Genomic DNA, 16,270 nt, shown 5'->3' with positions numbered 1-16,270 from the left:
TGATGGCTGAATTCTTTACAACCCCGCTGGGAACCTTCGTGATCATCCTGGCACAATGCCTTGCGGTGGTGGGCTTTGTCATGGTCTCGCTCTTGTTCCTTGTCTATGGCGACCGCAAGATCTGGGCCGCCGTGCAGATGCGCCGGGGTCCGAACGTCGTGGGCACCTGGGGCCTGTTGCAGACGGTGGCGGATGCGCTGAAATACGTGGTCAAAGAGGTCGTGGTTCCGGCGGGGGCTGACAAGGCCGTGTTCATGCTGGCCCCTATGACGAGTTTCGTTCTGGCGGTGTTGGCTTGGGCCGTTATTCCGATGAACGAAGGCTGGGTGCTGTCGGATATCAACGTGGCGGTGCTCTTTGTTTTCGCGGTGTCCTCGCTTGAGGTTTATGGCGTGATCATGGGGGGCTGGGCGTCAAACTCCAAATACCCATTCCTCGGCTCTTTGCGCTCTGCTGCGCAGATGATTTCCTATGAGGTGTCGCTGGGCTTGATCATCATTGGTGTGATCATTTCGACCGGATCGCTCAACTTCAGTGCCATCGTGGGCGCGCAGGATACGGCCTATGGGTTCTTTGGCTGGTATTGGCTGCCGCATTTGCCGATGGTGTTCCTGTTCTTTATCAGCGCATTGGCCGAGACCAACCGCCCGCCGTTCGACCTGCCTGAGGCGGAATCCGAGTTGGTGGCTGGCTATCAGGTGGAATATTCCTCGACGCCGTTCCTTTTGTTCATGGCGGGGGAATATATCGCGATTTTCCTGATGTGCGCGTTGATGAGCCTGCTGTTTTTCGGCGGCTGGCTGTCGCCCATTCCGGGCCTGCCGGATGGCGTGCTGTGGATGATTGGCAAGATGGCGTTTTTCTTCTTCCTCTTCGCCATGGTCAAGGCGATCACGCCGCGCTACCGCTACGATCAGCTTATGCGGATCGGTTGGAAAGTGTTCCTGCCCATGTCCTTGGGCTGGGTGGTGATCGTGGCGTTTCTTGCGAAATTCGAAGTGCTGGGCGGTTTTTGGGCCCGCTGGGCGATTGGAGGCTGATCCATGACCAAGATAGATTACGGCCGTGCGGCGGGGTATTTCCTGCTCTCCGACTTCTTCAAAGGGTTCAAGCTGGGGCTGAAATACTTCTTCGCGCCCAAGGCCACGCTCAACTATCCGCATGAAAAGGGGCCGCTGTCGCCGCGCTTTCGCGGAGAGCATGCGTTGCGCCGCTATCCCAATGGGGAAGAGCGCTGTATCGCGTGCAAGCTGTGCGAGGCCATTTGCCCCGCACAGGCCATCACCATTGATGCAGAGCCGCGCGACGACGGCAGCCGCCGGACCACGCGCTATGACATCGACATGACGAAATGCATCTATTGCGGCTTCTGCCAAGAGGCCTGCCCGGTTGATGCTATCGTCGAAGGGCCGAATTTCGAGTTTGCCACCGAGACCCGCGAAGAGTTGTTCTATGACAAGGCGCGGCTCTTGGCGAACGGCGACCGTTGGGAGGCCGAGATTGCCCGCAACCTAGAGATGGATGCACCCTACCGATGAGCGATCCCAGCAACCCCTTCGAGATGATGATGCGTCAGGCTCAGGAAATGGCCAAGGCGCTCAATCCGGCGCTTGAATCCTTTTCGCCCAAAGGGTTCGAAACGCTGTGGCCAACCATGCCCAAGGATTTCATGGAAATGAGCTTTGGCAAGGGGTTGAACAAGGAGGGGCTGGATGCCAAGACGCGCCTGCTCTTGACCCTTGCCGGGCTGACGATGCTGGGGGCGCAGAGTGACACGCAAATCCGCATGACCGTGCGCCATGCGCTGGAGGCCGGGGCAACCCGTGACGAGATTGCCGAGACCATTGCGCAGATGGCGATGTTCGCCGGCATCCCCTCGATGACGCGCGCCATGGATTTCGCCCGCGAGGTCATGGACCAGGGCGATAAAGAAGGAAAAGACAAATGACGTTTGCGGCCATGGCCTTTTATCTCTTTGCGGTGTCGCTGCTGACCGGCGGGTTGATGACCGTGATCAGCCGCAACCCGGTGCATTCGGTGCTCTGGCTGATCCTGTCGTTCATCAGCGCTGCGGGGCTTTTCGTGCTTTTGGGGGCAGAGTTCGTGGCGATGCTGCTCATTATCGTCTACGTGGGCGCGGTCGCGGTGCTGTTCTTGTTCGTGGTGATGATGCTTGACGTCGATTTCGCCGAGTTGAAGGCGGAAATGGCGAAATACATGCCCTTGGCACTGCTGATCGGGGTGATCCTGCTCATGCAATTCGGGCTGGCGTTCGGCAATTGGGAAATGGCGGATGGGGCCGAGGCGGCGCGCCGCGCGGTGACACCCGAAGGGGTTGAGAATACCGCCGCTTTGGGCCTCTTGCTCTATGATACCTATTTCATCCTGTTCCAGCTTTCGGGTCTGATCCTGTTGGTGGCGATGATCGGGGCGATTGTGCTTACGCTGCGGCATCGCACGGATGTCAAACGGCAGGATGTGCTGGCGCAGATGTACCGTGATCCGGCCAAAGCCATGGAACTGCGGGATGTGAAACCGGGGCAGGGGCTGTAATGGCGGATCTGCTGCATCACGCGGTGTCAGCCCTCGGGCTGGCGGGGTTGGCCGCGATCTGGAGTGTAAAGATGGTGCTGGGATTTTTCATCCTGCGCATCATGAAAAGAAGAAGATTGAGGGTCAGAGGGTGAAACGATGATCGGACTTGAACATTATCTGACGGTGGCGGCAGCGCTGTTCGTCATCGGTATCTTTGGCCTTTTCCTGAACCGCAAGAATGTCATCATCCTGTTGATGTCTATCGAACTTATGCTGCTTTCGGTGAATATCAACCTTGTGGCGTTTTCGTCGCATCTGGGCGATATGGTGGGGCAGGTGTTCACGCTTTTCGTGTTGACCGTTGCCGCCGCAGAGGCCGCGATTGGCCTTGCGATCCTCGTTTGTTTCTTCCGCAATCGCGGCACGATTGCTGTCGAAGATGCCAATGTGATGAAAGGCTGAAGCCATGGAAACCATTCTCCTCTTCGCGCCTCTCGTGGGCGCGCTCCTTGCGGGTTTTGGCTGGCGCATCCTGGGTGACAAGGGCGCACAATGGCTGACGACGGGCCTGCTGTTTCTGTCCTGTATCCTGAGCTGGATCGTGTTTCTGGGGCATGACGGGGTCATGCATCAGGTACATCTGCTTGATTGGGTGCAATCGGGCACGCTGGATACGGCTTGGGCCATTCGGATGGACCGGCTGACCGCGATCATGTTGATCGTGATTACCACCGTCTCGGCGCTCGTGCATCTGTACTCCATGGGCTACATGGCGCATGACGAGAATTTCCGCGAGAACGAGAGCTATCGGCCCCGCTTTTTTGCGTATCTGTCGTTCTTTACATTCGCGATGCTGATGCTGGTCACGTCGGACAACCTGCTTCAGATGTTCTTTGGCTGGGAGGGTGTGGGCGTTGCCTCTTACCTGCTCATCGGCTTTTACTTTCGCAAGCCGAGCGCCAATGCCGCGGCGATCAAGGCGTTTGTGGTCAACCGGGTAGGTGATTTCGGCTTTGCCCTTGGGATCATGGCGATTTACTTTCTGACGGACTCGATCAAGTTCGATGATATCTTTGCCGCAGCGCCCATGCTGGCAGAGACGCAATTGACGTTCCTGTGGACAGAGTGGAATGCGGCCAATCTGATTGCCGTGTTGCTGTTCATCGGTGCAATGGGTAAATCGGCGCAGCTGTTCCTGCACACCTGGTTGCCGGACGCGATGGAAGGCCCGACCCCGGTGTCGGCCCTTATTCACGCGGCGACAATGGTGACGGCGGGGGTGTTCCTTGTGTGCCGCATGTCGCCGCTGATGGAATACGCGCCGGAAGCGATGACCTTTGTCGTCTTCCTTGGGGCCACCACCGCGTTTTTCGCGGCAACCGTGGGTCTGGTGCAGAATGACATCAAGCGCGTGATTGCGTATTCGACCTGCTCTCAGCTTGGATATATGTTTGTGGCGGCTGGTCTGGGCGTCTATTCGGTGGCGATGTTCCACCTTTTCACGCATGCGTTCTTCAAGGCGATGCTGTTCCTTGGGGCGGGGTCCGTGATCCACGGGATGCATCACGAACAGGACATGCGCAACTATGGCGGTCTGCGCAAGAAGTTGCCCTATACGTTCTGGGCGATGATGATCGGCACGCTGGCCATTACCGGCGTGGGTATTCCCCTGACACATATCGGCTTTGCCGGGTTCCTCAGCAAGGATGCGGTGATCGAGAGCGCGTGGGCGGGCACGGACGGCGGCTATGCGTTCTGGATGCTGGTGATCGCGGCGCTGTTCACGTCATTCTATAGCTGGCGTCTGATGTTCCTGACGTTCTTTGGCGAGGCGCGGGGCGACAAGCACACACATGAGCACGCCCATGAAAGCCCGATGGTCATGCTGGTGCCCCTCGGGGTGCTGGCGCTTGGCGCGGTCTTTGCCGGGATGATCTGGTTTAACAGTTTCTTTGGCAGCCATGAGAGTGTGAACAAGTTCTTTGGCATCCCGGCGCATCATGCTGAGGCGTCTGAGGGGCATGGCACAGAGGGTGCTGCGGATCACGCGGACGAAACGGCAGAGGCGCATGCCCCGGCCATAGGTCAGGGTGAGGCACCACAGGGGGCCATCTTCATGCATCCCGACAATACCGTGATGGATGACGCGCACCATGCCCCGAAATGGGTCAAGGTCAGCCCCTTTGTTGCGATGCTGACCGGGTTCCTGATGGCAGTTTGGTTCTATATCTGGGATCCGGCGATGCCACGCCGTGTCGCCGAGACAAATCGCCCGCTCTACCTCTTTCTGCTCAACAAGTGGTATTTCGACGAGATCTTTGATTTTCTCTTCGTGCGGCCCTCTAAGGCGCTTGGCCATCTGTTGTGGAAGCGCGGCGATGGCGATGTGATCGACGGGTCGATCAATGGCGTGGCAATGGGGATCATCCCATGGTTCACCCGCCTCGCCGGTCGGGCGCAATCCGGCTACATCTTTACCTATGCCTTTGCCATGGTGATCGGGATCGCGGTTCTGGTGACGTGGATGACGATCTTCGGGGGAGCCAACTGATGGACAACCTGCTTTCCATTGTGACCTTCATCCCGGCGGTCGCGGCGGCCATTCTTGCGGTGTTCCTGCGTGGTTCGGATGAGGCGGCACAGCGCAATGCCAAATGGGTGGCGTTGATTGCCACCACGCTGACATTTGTCGTGTCGCTGTTTATCCTGTTTGATTTCGACGCCTCCAATACCGGGTTTCAGTTCGTTGAAGAGCGCGAGTGGCTTTTGGGCCTGAAATACAAAATGGGCGTGGACGGGATCAGTGTTCTGTTCGTGATGCTGACAACCTTCATGATGCCTCTGACTATCGCGGCGTCCTGGGGTGTGACCACGCGCGTCAAGGAATACATGATCGCCTTCTTGCTTTTGGAAACGCTCATGCTGGGCGTGTTCATGGCGCTGGATCTGGTGCTCTTTTACCTCTTCTTTGAGGCGGGGCTGATCCCGATGTTCCTGATCATCGGGATCTGGGGCGGCAAGGAACGGATTTACGCCTCGTTCAAGTTCTTCCTCTACACCTTCCTTGGCTCTGTGCTGATGTTGGTGGCGATGGTGGCGATGTTCTCGGATGCGGGCACCACGGATATCGCGGCCTTGCTCAAGCATGAATTCGAGAGCGAGACATTCTCGATCCTCGGAGTTCAGGTGATTGGCGGGATGCAGACGCTGATGTTCCTGGCGTTCTTTGCCAGCTTTGCGGTCAAGATGCCGATGTGGCCGGTGCATACCTGGTTGCCGGATGCCCACGTGCAGGCGCCGACAGCCGGGTCGGTTGTGCTGGCGGCCATCCTCTTGAAGATGGGCGGCTATGGGTTCTTGCGCTTTAGCCTACCGATGTTCCCGATCGGGTCGGAGGTTCTGACGCCACTGGTGCTGTGGATGAGTGCCATTGCCATTGTCTATACCTCGCTGGTGGCGCTGGCGCAGTCCGATATGAAAAAGCTGATCGCCTATTCGTCGGTGGCGCATATGGGTTACGTGACTATGGGGATTTTCGCGGCCAATCAGCAGGGCGTGGATGGGGCGATTTTCCAGATGCTGAGCCACGGCTTTATCTCGGGCGCGCTCTTTCTTTGCGTCGGCGTGATTTATGACCGGATGCACACGCGCGAGATTGACGCCTATGGCGGTCTGGTGAACCGGATGCCGGCGTATGCGCTGATCTTCATGTTCTTCACCATGGCGAATGTGGGCCTGCCGGGCACCTCTGGCTTTGTGGGTGAATTCTTGACGCTTGTGGGTGTGTTTCAGGTCAATACTTGGGTTGCGGCGGTGGCCACATCGGGTGTGATCCTGTCGGCGGCCTATGCGCTCTGGCTTTATCGCCGGGTGGTGATGGGCGACCTGATCAAGGAGAGCCTGCGCACGATCACCGATATGACCAAACGCGAGCGGGCAATTTTTGCGCCGCTGGTGGTGATGACGCTGTTGCTTGGGGTCTATCCCCGGCTTGTGACCGATATCACCGGCCCCTCGGTTGAGGCGCTGATTTCCAACGTTGAGACGGCACAGGCGATGGCGCAGACCACGACGCAACTTGCCGAAACCTCGCATTGAACCGGAGGCCCTGAGACATGCAGGCTGATCTAACCATAATCCTGCCCGAGATCGTGCTCTCGGTCTATGCGATCTTGGCGCTGTTGGGCGTGGCCTATACCGGGCAAGACCGCATGGCGGGCATGTTGGTCTGGGTGACGGCGGGGCTGTTTGCCTTGTTGGCGATCTGGATCGGTGCGTCGGGCGAGGGCACTCGTACGGCCTTTGGCGGAATGTTCAACGACGATGGCTTTGCGCGCTTTGCCAAGGTTACGATCCTGTTGTCGGCAGCGGCGGTGCTGGTGCTGGGGCAGGATTACATGCAGCGGCGCGGTATCCTGCGGTTTGAGTATCCGCTCTTGGTGGCGCTTGCTGTGGTTGGCATGATGGTCATGGTCAGCGCGGGCGATCTTATGGCGCTTTATATGGGCCTCGAATTGCAATCCCTGTCGCTTTATGTCGTGGCGTCGCTGCGTCGGGACAGCGCCAAATCAACCGAAGCGGGCCTTAAGTATTTCGTTTTGGGCGCGTTGTCGTCGGGTCTCTTGCTCTATGGCGCGTCGCTGACCTATGGCTATGCGGGCACGACGCTGTTTTCCGGGATCATTGCGGCGGCTGAAGGTCAGGCGCCCGTGGGCCTTTTGATAGGTCTGGTGTTCGTCATCTCGGGTCTTGCGTTCAAGATTTCGGCGGTTCCGTTCCATATGTGGACCCCGGATGTCTATGAGGGCGCGCCGACACCCATTACCGCATTCTTCGCCACCGCCCCCAAGATGGCGGCAATGGGGCTATTTGCCCGTGTGGTCCATGATGCGTTCGGCGGTGTGGTCGCGGATTGGCAGCAGGTGCTGGCGCTTCTGGCACTGCTGTCGATGTTCCTTGGGGCCTTTGCGGCGATTGGCCAGACCGATATCAAGCGTCTGATGGCCTATTCGTCGATTGCACATATGGGCTATGCGCTGATGGGTCTGGCGGCAGGCACGGTCTTTGGCGTGCAGGCGATGCTGATCTATATGGCGATTTATGTCACGATGAATGTCGGCACCTTTGCCTTTATCCTTTCGATGGAGCGGGATGGGCAGCCGGTGACGGATATTCGCAGCCTTGCCATGTATTCGCGTGCAGAGCCGGGCCGGGCGCTTGCCATGCTGATCCTGTTGTTCAGCCTTGCCGGTGTGCCACCGCTCTTGGGTTTTTTCGGCAAGCTCTACGTGCTGCGCGCCGCCTATGAGGGCGGGTTGGCGTGGTTGGCGATTGCAGGTGTTATCGCCTCGGTGATTGGTGCCTTTTACTATCTGCGGATCGTGTTCTACATGTATTTTGGCGAAGAGGGCGCGGGGCTGCAAACCGGCCGTTCGGCGGTGCAATGGCTGTTCCTGATGGGATCAGCGGCGGTGATGCTGCTTGGTATCGTCAATATGTTCGGGATTGAGGCCATGGCACAGGCAGCGGCAGCGACGCTGGTCAACTAAGCTGTATCTGCCTTGCAAGAGACAGAAGGCGCGCCCCGGTGGCGCGCCTTTCCTGTTTATGGGGTGAGGTATTTTTCTAGCACGATAGCGGGCATGGCCCCGCGCAGCAGCATATCCGGCAGGACATAAGAGGGTGCCATATCAAGACCGAGTTCGGTGGCAAGGGCCGTGTCGTTGGCCATATCGAACGTGTTGATGCGCAGGCCAAGCCGGTCTGAAAGCGCTCGCAACTCGGCCTCGGCGCTGGCGCAATCGGCGCAATCCGCCTGCGTAAAGAACGCAAGTGCGGCGGTGGCACCCTTGGGGCCGAAACCGGGCAGTCCGGGTGCAAAGAGGCGCGGGGCAGCGCGTTTGAGCAGGTTCAGATCGCGCGCGGACTCGTCGCCATAAAGATCGGCGGCCGTCAGCGGAATGGGCTCTCGTAAAGGGGCAAGCAGCGAGGGTGTTTCGATCAAGACGTCACGGATCGCTGCGCCCAAGAGGGGGCGCGACTGATCCGGAAGGTCCTGCGCCCATGCAGGTCCAGCGGCCCCAAGAACAAGGGCCGCCCAAAGGGAACGTCGCAGCATGGTTATTGCGCGCGAATCTCATCGGCAATGCGCTGCATGGCGTCCTGTGGCAGATACCCACGCAGCATCTGATCGCCCATCACGAAAGAGGGCGTGCCGCTGATCTGCATCCGCTGGCCAAGGGCGTGATTGGCGGCGATCACTTGGGTCACCGCGTCACTGTTCATTTCGGCGATGATCGCCGGAGCATCAAGACCGAGTGAATCGGCCAGACGGGTAAAGCCCGTTTCGCTCATGCTGCCCGAATATGCCATCAGGGCGTCATGCACAGATGCATAGGCCTCATCACCTGCGACCTGACGCGTGGCAATGGCAAAGCGCGAGGCCATAACCGATTCTTCACCCAAGATCGGGAATTCCTTGATGATAAAGCGGATGTTGCCATCAGCGGCCAACAGACCCTTCACGTCTTCATGGGCGCGGCGGCAATAGCTGCAGCGATAGTCCATGAATTCCACAAGGGTCAGATCGCCGTCCAGATTGCCGCCGACCCAAGAGTTGGGATCATTGAACAGCGCCTCGGCATTGACCTTGACCAGATCGCTATCGGCCTCGGCCTGACCTTTGGCCTCGCGCTGTTCCAGCACGGCGACTGCTTCCATGATCACTTCGGGGTTTGCCAGCAGGTAGTCGCGAATTTCAGCGCGCAAAAGCGTGCGGTCTGCGTCGCTTAGGCTCTCAAGGTCGAGAGCTGCGGCAGGCTGTGCGAAGGCAAAGCAGAGGCCAAGGCTGGCGGCGGATAGGATCATACGTGGCATCAGGATCATTTTCTCCGTTTTTCTTCGGCTTCTGCAGCGAACAGTACATCCTGTGCTCTTTGCCATGCGGCGGAACCACGGGGCAAGAGGTTGGAGGCGCGTTCGGCGTGTATCTTAGCATCTTTGAGCCGCCCTGCGATGGCATATCGTTCAGCGGTCAGCACTGAGGCCATGCCATTGTTGCCCAGCTTGGCGTTGGCCTGCGCCAGATCACGAAGGATGCGGATATCACGGCCATCGCGGCTTCGTGCGGTTTCGAGGAATTGCACGGCTTTTTGCGTCTGATTGTCGGCCAAGAGGGCGCGCCCATAAGAGCCAAGGATAAGCGCATTGTTGGGGGCAAGGTTGGCCGCGCGGGCATAGGCGGCAACGGCGGGCTTGATCTGGCGGCTTTCCATGAGGATCTGACCGCGCAATTCGTGCAAATAGGGATCGTTGGGCCGCAGGGCCACAGCCCCGTCAATCGCGGCCAGCGCGCGGCGCAAATCTGCCTGCCGGTGATAGGCGATGGCCTGGCGCATCAGCTTGATGTCAGGATAGCCAAATTCCCCGGCGCGGGTCAGGGTCCATTTGGGAGAGCGTTGAAAGGCGGAAAGTTTGCTTTTGGCCCGGGCGAACCAATAGGTCGCCTCGGGATCGGGGGCGACGGTGCGGCCCTGTGCTTCGGCCAATTGGGTGATCCGGCGGAACCGGTCGCGCGACAAGGGGTGGGTGCGGGCATAGGCATCCTGTCGGTTCACCGAGAGCGCCTCTTGCCCGTTAAAGAGCTCCATCACCTGGACCGCCCCGCGCAGGTCAATTCCTGCGGCCATGAGAAAGCGCATGCCGCTGGCATCAGCGGCGTTTTCTTCGGCGCGGGTGTGGGAAAAGAAGCTGCGTAGTGCCGCGCCCTGAAGCCCGGCAGCGGCCCCTACTGCAAACTCTCCGCTGCCCGCCGCGGCCCCAGCAACCGCCGCAAGGGCCGTTCCGAGCGCTGCTGCTGTGCGGGCGTTGCGGGCATTGATCGGGCGGCGCATCAGGTGGCCATTGGCGATATGCGCGGCCTCATGCGCGATCACAGATTGCAGCATGGCCGGTGTATCCATCCGAAGGATCAAGCCGGAATGGATAAAGATGCTGTCAGCATCAATGACAAACGCATTCATGCTCGAATCGTCAATCACGAGGATATCCACCCGCGCGGGGCTAAGCCCCGCCGCCTGAAGCACTGGCGCGGCCAGCGCGCGCAAAGCCTGTTCGATGTCTGGGTCGCGCAAGAGCGTGACGGCACGCGCCGGCAGCGCCAGCGACAGGAGAAGCGAGAGAAGGGCAAGACGGAGAAGCAGCATTGACCTTGGCGGCCTTTTCCAGTGAGACGGGTCACATGTGGGGTCAGTCTAGGAGAAAACCAATGCGGAACTCAACCCGGAGCCAAATTGATCCCTTCATCGTGATGGATGTGATGGAGGCCGCCCGCCGCGCCGAAGCTGCGGGACGTGACATTATCCACATGGAAGTGGGGCAACCCGGCACATCCGCGCCAGAGGGTGCGCGCGCGGCGTTGGCCCGAACCATGGCGACAGAGCCCATGGGCTATACCGTGGCGCTTGGCCTGCCAGCGCTTCGGGCACGGATCGCGCAGCTTTATGGCGATTGGTATAATCTCGATTTGAACCCAGAACGTGTGGTGATTACGCCCGGTTCGTCCGGGGCCTTCATTCTGGCCTTTACAGCGCTTTTTGACGCGGGCGACCGTGTTGGGATCGGCGCGCCGGGCTATCCCAGCTATCGCCAGATCCTGCGCGCGCTTGATCTTGTGCCGGTGGATATCGAGACGGCGGCGGAAAACCGCCTGCAGCCGGTGCCGAGCGATTTGCATGGACAGGATTTGCAGGGGCTCTTGGTTGCCAGCCCGGCGAATCCTTCGGGTACGATGCTGGATCGCGCGGCGCTTGGCGGGTTGATTGCGGCGGCAGAGGGGCAGGGCGCGGCATTTATAAGTGACGAGATTTATCACGGCATCGAGTATGAGCGTCGTGCGGTCTCAGCGCTGGAAATCACTGACGATTGTTATGTGATCAATTCTTTCTCAAAGTATTTTTCGATGACGGGCTGGCGGATTGGCTGGATGGTGGTGCCCGAAGATCATGTGCGCGTCATCGAACGGCTGGCGCAGAACCTCTTTATCTGTCCGCCCCATGTCAGTCAGGTGGCGGCCCTTGCGGCGATGGACTGTTCTGAGGAGTTGGAGGCCAATATGGCCGTTTACCGGCGCAACCGCGCGCTGATGCTGGAGGGGCTGCCCAAGGCAGGGTTTGACCGTATCGCGCCGCCCGATGGCGCGTTTTACGTCTATGCCGATGTCAGCCACCTGACCCAAGACAGCCGTGCCTTTGCTGCCGAGATTCTGGAACACGCGGGGGTTGCGGTCACGCCGGGGCTTGATTTTGATCCCTTGCGCGGGGCGGAAACGCTGCGGTTTTCCTATGCCCGTGCCACGGCGGATATCGAGGAAGGTTTGACGCGGCTTCGACAGTTCATGGTCAGCCGGGGCATGGCAAGGGCGCAAGATATCTAAGGGCGGACCTTGTAAGGGCCGCTTGTCAGAAATTTGCCACATTCTGGGCATGTTGTTGCCGAACGGCTGTGTCACTTTCGTGCCGACTCTGAAACTTTCGATACCGGGGCATGACATGCAACAGATCAGAAATGGCTATCGCGGGGCACGCGTGCTTTTGCATGTGAACGCGGATTTCCTGCTCTATGTGGCGACCCTTGGGGCGGCACTCTTGGCGGCGGCCTATATCGGCACCCTATGAGCCCTGAGGTTGCGCGGCCCGCACTCGCATTTTGACAAGGCCAGACAGACGGGTTACTGACATCCTCAATGGGATGTCTGACTGGGTTTGAGCAATGAATAATCGCGACGTGGATCGGCCAAAGGGCCGCAACCTTTTTCTTGCGGCGCGGATAGGCGCAGGTGGCATCTTCGCGCTCTTCTTTGTTGTTTTTCTGCTTGGAACGGGCCAGCGGGCCGATGCGCAATCCTATCGCTTTTCTTCTGTGGCGATTGAAGGAAACCAACGGATCGAAACCGGAACGATTCTGTCCTATGCGGGCATTGCGCGCAACGAGACGGTCTCGGCGGGGCAGTTGAACGACGCTTACCAAAAAATCCTTGGATCGGGTCTTTTTGAAGATGTGGAGCTGGTGCCGCAGGGCAGCAATCTTTTGATCCGCGTGGTCGAGTTTCCGACGATCAACCAGATCGCCTTTGAGGGCAACGACAAGATCAAGGATGAAGACCTTGCCGGGTTCATCCAGAGCAAATCGCGTCAGGTGTTCAGCCCGACACAGGCCGAGCGGGACGCTGGCGTTATCTCTGAGGCCTATAGCCAGAACGGCCGCATCGCTGCGCGGGTGACACCCAAAGTGATCCGCCGGAGCGACAATCGCGTCGATCTGGTGTTTGAAATCTTTGAAGGGCGCAAGATCGAGGTTCAGCGCATCGGTTTTGTTGGCAACAAGGCCTTTTCCGATACGCGCCTGCGTCGTGTGGTTGAAAGCAAGCAGACAGGCCTTCTGCGCGCCCTGATCGAACGGGACACATTCGTCGAGGACCGCGTTAATTTTGATCGGCAGGTTCTGAGCGATTTCTACAATTCGCGCGGGTTTGTCGATTTTCGCGTCACCGGCACCAATGCCGAGCTTGCGCGCGAGCGGGATGCCTATTTCGTTACCTTCAACATTCAAGAAGGCCAACAGTTCCGGTTTGGGGAAATCACCACCGTTAGCGAAATTAACGGTGTCGAGGCCGAAATCTATGGCGACACACTCAAGATCAAACCCGGAGTGGTCTATTCACCGACGCTGGTCGAAAGCTCCATCGCCCGGATGGAGCGTTTGGCGCTCAAGAATGGTGTCGATTTCATGCGCGTCGAGCCACGGATCACGCGCAACGACCGGGATTTGACGCTGGATGTTGAATTTGTGATCCAACGCGGTCCGCGCGTATTTGTCGAGCGGATCGACATTGAAGGCAACACCACCACGCTTGACCGCGTGATCCGGCGCCAATTCGATCAGGCCGAGGGTGATCCCTTTAACCCGCGCTCGATCCAACAGGCTGCGGACCGTATCCGGGCTTTGGGCTATTTCGAGGACGTCGACGTGAACGCCCGCGAGGGATCACGCCCCGATCAGGTTGTGATCGAAACAGATGTCGAGGAAACCACAACCGGCACCGTTTCGGTCGGGGCGAGTTTCTCGACAAACTCGGGTCTTGGCGTTTCGCTTGGCTTTTCCGAGCGCAATTTCATCGGGCGCGGTCAGCAACTGACGGCTCAGATTCTCGCGACGGCTGACAACATTAACTACAACTTGGGGTTTGTTGAACCGGCCTTTCTTGGACGGGACGTGGCGCTTGGTCTCGATTTCTCTTTCCGGGAAACCGAAAGCGACAACAGTCTTTTTGATACGGCAATCGGGACGTTCCGGCCCAGTCTGACGTTTCCGACTGGCGAGAACACACGCCTGAATGTCTATTACAATACCAGCTACGAGGATATGACCGACTATCAGGGCACGTCCGGCATTCTTCAGAACGAGATCGCGCAAGGCGGGCTATGGACCAGTTCCGTGGGCTATAATTTCAGCTTTGACACGCGGGCCGGTGGACTAAACCCGAATGCCGGTGTGCTTTTGTCCTTTGGCCAGGAATTCGCTGGACTTGGTGGGGATAACGATTTCATCAAAACCACGGCGCGGCTTGTGGGACAGACCACGGTCTTGAACGAGGATGTGACGCTTCGCGCAATCCTTGAAGGGGGCGCGCTCAACTTCTCTGGAAGCAGGGATAGCCGGTTCCTCAATCGTTTTGGGTCTCAGGTCATTCGCGGGTTTGAGCCGAACGGCATGGGGCCGATCGAAGGCAACGAGCTTTTGGGCGGTGATTTTTTCGCAGCCCTCAAGTTTGAAGCAGAGTTCCCACTTGGTCTGCCGGATGAATATGGCATCACGGGCGGTGCCTTTTACGATATCGGCTCGATCTGGGGTATTGGAAACCGGGGATCGGTTGCGCCGGGCAATACACTGTCGTCGACAGGGTTCAAGGCGCGCCACGTGATTGGTGTTTCCTTGTTCTGGTCGTCGCCCTTTGGTCCGATCCGGATGAATTTTTCCAAGGCCCTCGAAAAGGAACCGGGCGATATCGAGCAGACCTTTGATCTGACCGTTCGCACGGAATTCTGATCATGCGTGCGGCGCTTGCCCGGTTGGGCCTGTGCCTTGGGGTCACTCTTGGCGCGGCCTTTCCTCTCTATGCGCAGCAGATCGGCGTCATCCAGAGCGATGTTTTGGTGATCGACCCCGAGCGCATGCTGCTCGAGTCCGAATATGGCAAGCGTTTGCAACAAGACATTCAGGCCGAGCGGGACCGGCTGATCGCGTATAATGAAACGATCGCGCAGGAGCTGGAAGCGGAAGAGCAGAGGCTGACCGCGCTGCGCGCGACCACGGCACCCAATGCGTTCCGGGACATGGCCGATGCATTTGACCAAAGGGTCGAAGAGCTGCGTCTTGAGAGCGAGCGGCGCTCTCGGGAGTTGGAACGGCGGCGCGAATTGATCCCGATTCAGTTCATGCGGGTCGTGCAGCCGGTGCTGTCGGACCTGCTGACCGAGGCCAATGCAATGGTGATGATTGATGCGCGCGCGGTGTTGTTGCACAGCGGCGCAGCAGATGTCACGGACTTGGCAGTGCTGCGGATCAATGAACAGATCGGTGTTGGGCCGCTGGCTCCAGACGCGGCGGTGCCCAGCGATCAGACGCCAAGCCAACCCGACCCGACGAACGATTAGGTAACGCAAGTCATCTTGCCCATAGTCCTGCGGATTGCTACGCACGCGGGGCACGGCACGTGAAAGGACAACCCATGACTGAGTCCCTCAAATCCGCAGATATTCATCTGATTCAGCGGATCATCCCGCATCGTTATCCGTTCTTGCTGGTGGATAAGGTGGTCGACATTGACGGTTATCAATCGGCGCGTGGGATCAAGAACGTGACCATGAACGAGCCGCATTTCCAAGGGCATTTTCCCGGCAAGCCGATCATGCCCGGCGTCACCATCATCGAGGCCATGGCGCAGACGGCTGCCGTAATGGTGGGCACCGCGCTTGAGATGCAGGATCGCAATATGCTGGTCTATTTCATGGCCATCGACAGCGCCAAGTTTCGCCGCATGGTGGTGCCGGGCGATGTGCTTGAAATGAAGCTGCACACGACGCGGGGCAAGCCGGGGGGCAAGGTCTGGAAATTCTCGGGGATTGCAGAGGTTGAGGGTGAACTCGCCGCAGAGGCCGAGTTCACTGCTATGATGGACCTGCCCAAAGCCTGAAGCGCAGAGTTATTGAGGCGTGGTGATCGCTTCGATCTTGGGCATGATATCTGGCATTGCGTCTTGAAGCGTGGCTGAAATCATCGGCTGCTGAATTTGTGCCAATTGCGGCATCTTGCGCATGACTGCGCCGCCGTGCTCGGAGGTGTAGAAATCACGCAGGGCGGTCAACTCCTCTAATGTCATGAGGTCGGCCATGACCTCATCTTGCTTGCGCATCACATCGGTCAGGGGCTGTGTCAGGTGATCGAGAAAAAGTTTGTCGATCTCGGCAAGCTGCTCTTCTGACAGTCTCTGACCGTTGGCCGCCATTTGCTGGATCATAGGCTGCCAGAGGCGGCGAATAAATTCCGCGATGTCCGCGTCGGTCACGGTGGCGTCGATATAGTCCTTGGCAATAGCGACACGGGTGGCGCGCTCATCCTGTGCATGCGCAGGTATGGCAAGGCAAAGCGCAACCAAAGCGCCGGTCAAAATCCGCAT

18 protein-coding genes are annotated in these 16,270 nt (G+C 58.7%); 14 read left to right on the top strand and 4 right to left on the bottom strand.

Annotated elements, in window-relative coordinates:
- Positions 1 to 2 precede the first annotated feature (2 nt).
- The 9 genes from nuoH to nuoN are packed head-to-tail and all read left to right on the top strand — an operon-like array spanning position 3 to position 8,084.
- Positions 3 to 1,040 (top strand): NADH-quinone oxidoreductase subunit NuoH, encoded by a 1,038-nt coding sequence (nuoH, locus tag GC127_RS20330; protein WP_008280988.1) that lies wholly within the window; start codon positions 3 to 5, stop codon positions 1,038 to 1,040.
- A gap of 3 nt (positions 1,041 to 1,043) precedes the next feature.
- Positions 1,044 to 1,538, top strand: a complete 495-nt coding sequence (gene nuoI, locus GC127_RS20325) for an NADH-quinone oxidoreductase subunit NuoI (protein ID WP_008280987.1) — start codon at positions 1,044 to 1,046, stop codon at positions 1,536 to 1,538.
- Positions 1,535 to 1,948, top strand: coding sequence for a carboxymuconolactone decarboxylase family protein (locus GC127_RS20320; protein WP_008280986.1), 414 nt, complete (start codon positions 1,535 to 1,537; stop codon positions 1,946 to 1,948). The genes nuoI and GC127_RS20320 overlap by 4 nt, the downstream gene beginning before the upstream one ends.
- Complete coding sequence (locus GC127_RS20315; protein WP_008280985.1) at positions 1,945 to 2,553, top strand: NADH-quinone oxidoreductase subunit J; 609 nt, start codon at positions 1,945 to 1,947, stop codon at positions 2,551 to 2,553. The genes GC127_RS20320 and GC127_RS20315 overlap by 4 nt, the downstream gene beginning before the upstream one ends.
- Positions 2,553 to 2,687, top strand: a complete 135-nt coding sequence (locus tag GC127_RS23285) for a hypothetical protein (RefSeq protein WP_008280984.1) — start codon at positions 2,553 to 2,555, stop codon at positions 2,685 to 2,687. Before GC127_RS20315 ends, GC127_RS23285 begins: the two co-directional genes overlap by 1 nt.
- Positions 2,688 to 2,691: 4 nt before the next feature.
- Positions 2,692 to 2,997, top strand: a complete 306-nt coding sequence (gene nuoK, locus GC127_RS20310; RefSeq protein ID WP_008280983.1) for an NADH-quinone oxidoreductase subunit NuoK — start codon at positions 2,692 to 2,694, stop codon at positions 2,995 to 2,997.
- 4 nt (positions 2,998 to 3,001) lie between these two features.
- Positions 3,002 to 5,086, top strand: coding sequence for an NADH-quinone oxidoreductase subunit L (gene nuoL, locus GC127_RS20305; protein WP_151979428.1), 2,085 nt, complete (start codon positions 3,002 to 3,004; stop codon positions 5,084 to 5,086).
- Complete coding sequence (locus tag GC127_RS20300; RefSeq protein ID WP_037297629.1) at positions 5,086 to 6,633, top strand: NADH-quinone oxidoreductase subunit M; 1,548 nt, start codon at positions 5,086 to 5,088, stop codon at positions 6,631 to 6,633. The genes nuoL and GC127_RS20300 overlap by 1 nt, the downstream gene beginning before the upstream one ends.
- Positions 6,634 to 6,650: 17 nt before the next feature.
- Positions 6,651 to 8,084: an NADH-quinone oxidoreductase subunit NuoN gene (gene nuoN / locus GC127_RS20295; RefSeq protein WP_008280980.1), complete on the top strand. Its 1,434-nt coding sequence runs from the start codon at positions 6,651 to 6,653 to the stop codon at positions 8,082 to 8,084.
- A 56-nt stretch (positions 8,085 to 8,140) separates the two neighbouring features.
- Here nuoN and GC127_RS20290 read toward each other — a convergent pair whose 3' ends face one another.
- Genes GC127_RS20290 through GC127_RS20280 form a run of 3 tightly spaced genes read right to left on the bottom strand, consistent with a single transcriptional unit; the run spans position 8,141 to position 10,739 of the window.
- On the bottom strand, positions 8,141 to 8,653 hold the full coding sequence (locus tag GC127_RS20290) for a hypothetical protein (RefSeq protein ID WP_151979427.1): 513 nt from the start codon (positions 8,651 to 8,653) through the stop codon (positions 8,141 to 8,143).
- 2 nt (positions 8,654 to 8,655) lie between these two features.
- Positions 8,656 to 9,420, bottom strand: coding sequence for a DsbA family protein (locus GC127_RS20285; protein ID WP_151979426.1), 765 nt, complete (start codon positions 9,418 to 9,420; stop codon positions 8,656 to 8,658).
- Positions 9,417 to 10,739, bottom strand: a complete 1,323-nt coding sequence (locus GC127_RS20280; RefSeq protein ID WP_008280977.1) for a M48 family metalloprotease — start codon at positions 10,737 to 10,739, stop codon at positions 9,417 to 9,419. Before GC127_RS20280 ends, GC127_RS20285 begins: the two co-directional genes overlap by 4 nt.
- Before the next feature lie 62 nt (positions 10,740 to 10,801).
- Here GC127_RS20280 and GC127_RS20275 point away from each other — a divergent pair, with 62 nt between their 5' ends.
- The 5 genes from GC127_RS20275 to fabZ all read left to right on the top strand — a co-directional run bounded on the left by GC127_RS20275 (position 10,802) and on the right by fabZ (position 15,787).
- On the top strand, positions 10,802 to 11,968 hold the full coding sequence (locus GC127_RS20275) for a pyridoxal phosphate-dependent aminotransferase (protein ID WP_151979425.1): 1,167 nt from the start codon (positions 10,802 to 10,804) through the stop codon (positions 11,966 to 11,968).
- 115 nt (positions 11,969 to 12,083) lie between these two features.
- Complete coding sequence (locus GC127_RS23280) at positions 12,084 to 12,209, top strand: hypothetical protein (RefSeq protein ID WP_257788536.1); 126 nt, start codon at positions 12,084 to 12,086, stop codon at positions 12,207 to 12,209.
- A 94-nt stretch (positions 12,210 to 12,303) separates the two neighbouring features.
- The gene (gene bamA / locus GC127_RS20270; RefSeq protein ID WP_008280974.1) at positions 12,304 to 14,640 is read left to right on the top strand and encodes an outer membrane protein assembly factor BamA; all 2,337 of its coding nucleotides are present in this window, start codon (positions 12,304 to 12,306) and stop codon (positions 14,638 to 14,640) included.
- A 2-nt stretch (positions 14,641 to 14,642) separates the two neighbouring features.
- Positions 14,643 to 15,248: an OmpH family outer membrane protein gene (locus tag GC127_RS20265; protein WP_151979424.1), complete on the top strand. Its 606-nt coding sequence runs from the start codon at positions 14,643 to 14,645 to the stop codon at positions 15,246 to 15,248.
- 74 nt (positions 15,249 to 15,322) lie between these two features.
- Positions 15,323 to 15,787, top strand: coding sequence for a 3-hydroxyacyl-ACP dehydratase FabZ (fabZ, locus tag GC127_RS20260; protein ID WP_008280972.1), 465 nt, complete (start codon positions 15,323 to 15,325; stop codon positions 15,785 to 15,787).
- Positions 15,788 to 15,796: 9 nt separating this feature from the next.
- Here the strand turns inward: fabZ and GC127_RS20255 are convergent, their stop codons facing one another.
- On the bottom strand, positions 15,797 to 16,270 hold the full coding sequence (locus GC127_RS20255; RefSeq protein WP_151979423.1) for a DUF2059 domain-containing protein: 474 nt from the start codon (positions 16,268 to 16,270) through the stop codon (positions 15,797 to 15,799).

The sequence above is a fragment of the Roseovarius sp. EC-HK134 genome (assembly GCF_902498815.1).
GTDB lineage: Bacteria > Pseudomonadota > Alphaproteobacteria > Rhodobacterales > Rhodobacteraceae > Roseovarius > Roseovarius mucosus_A.
Note: the sequence above shows the minus strand (reverse complement) of the source record. Positions and strands in the feature narration are given on the sequence as shown.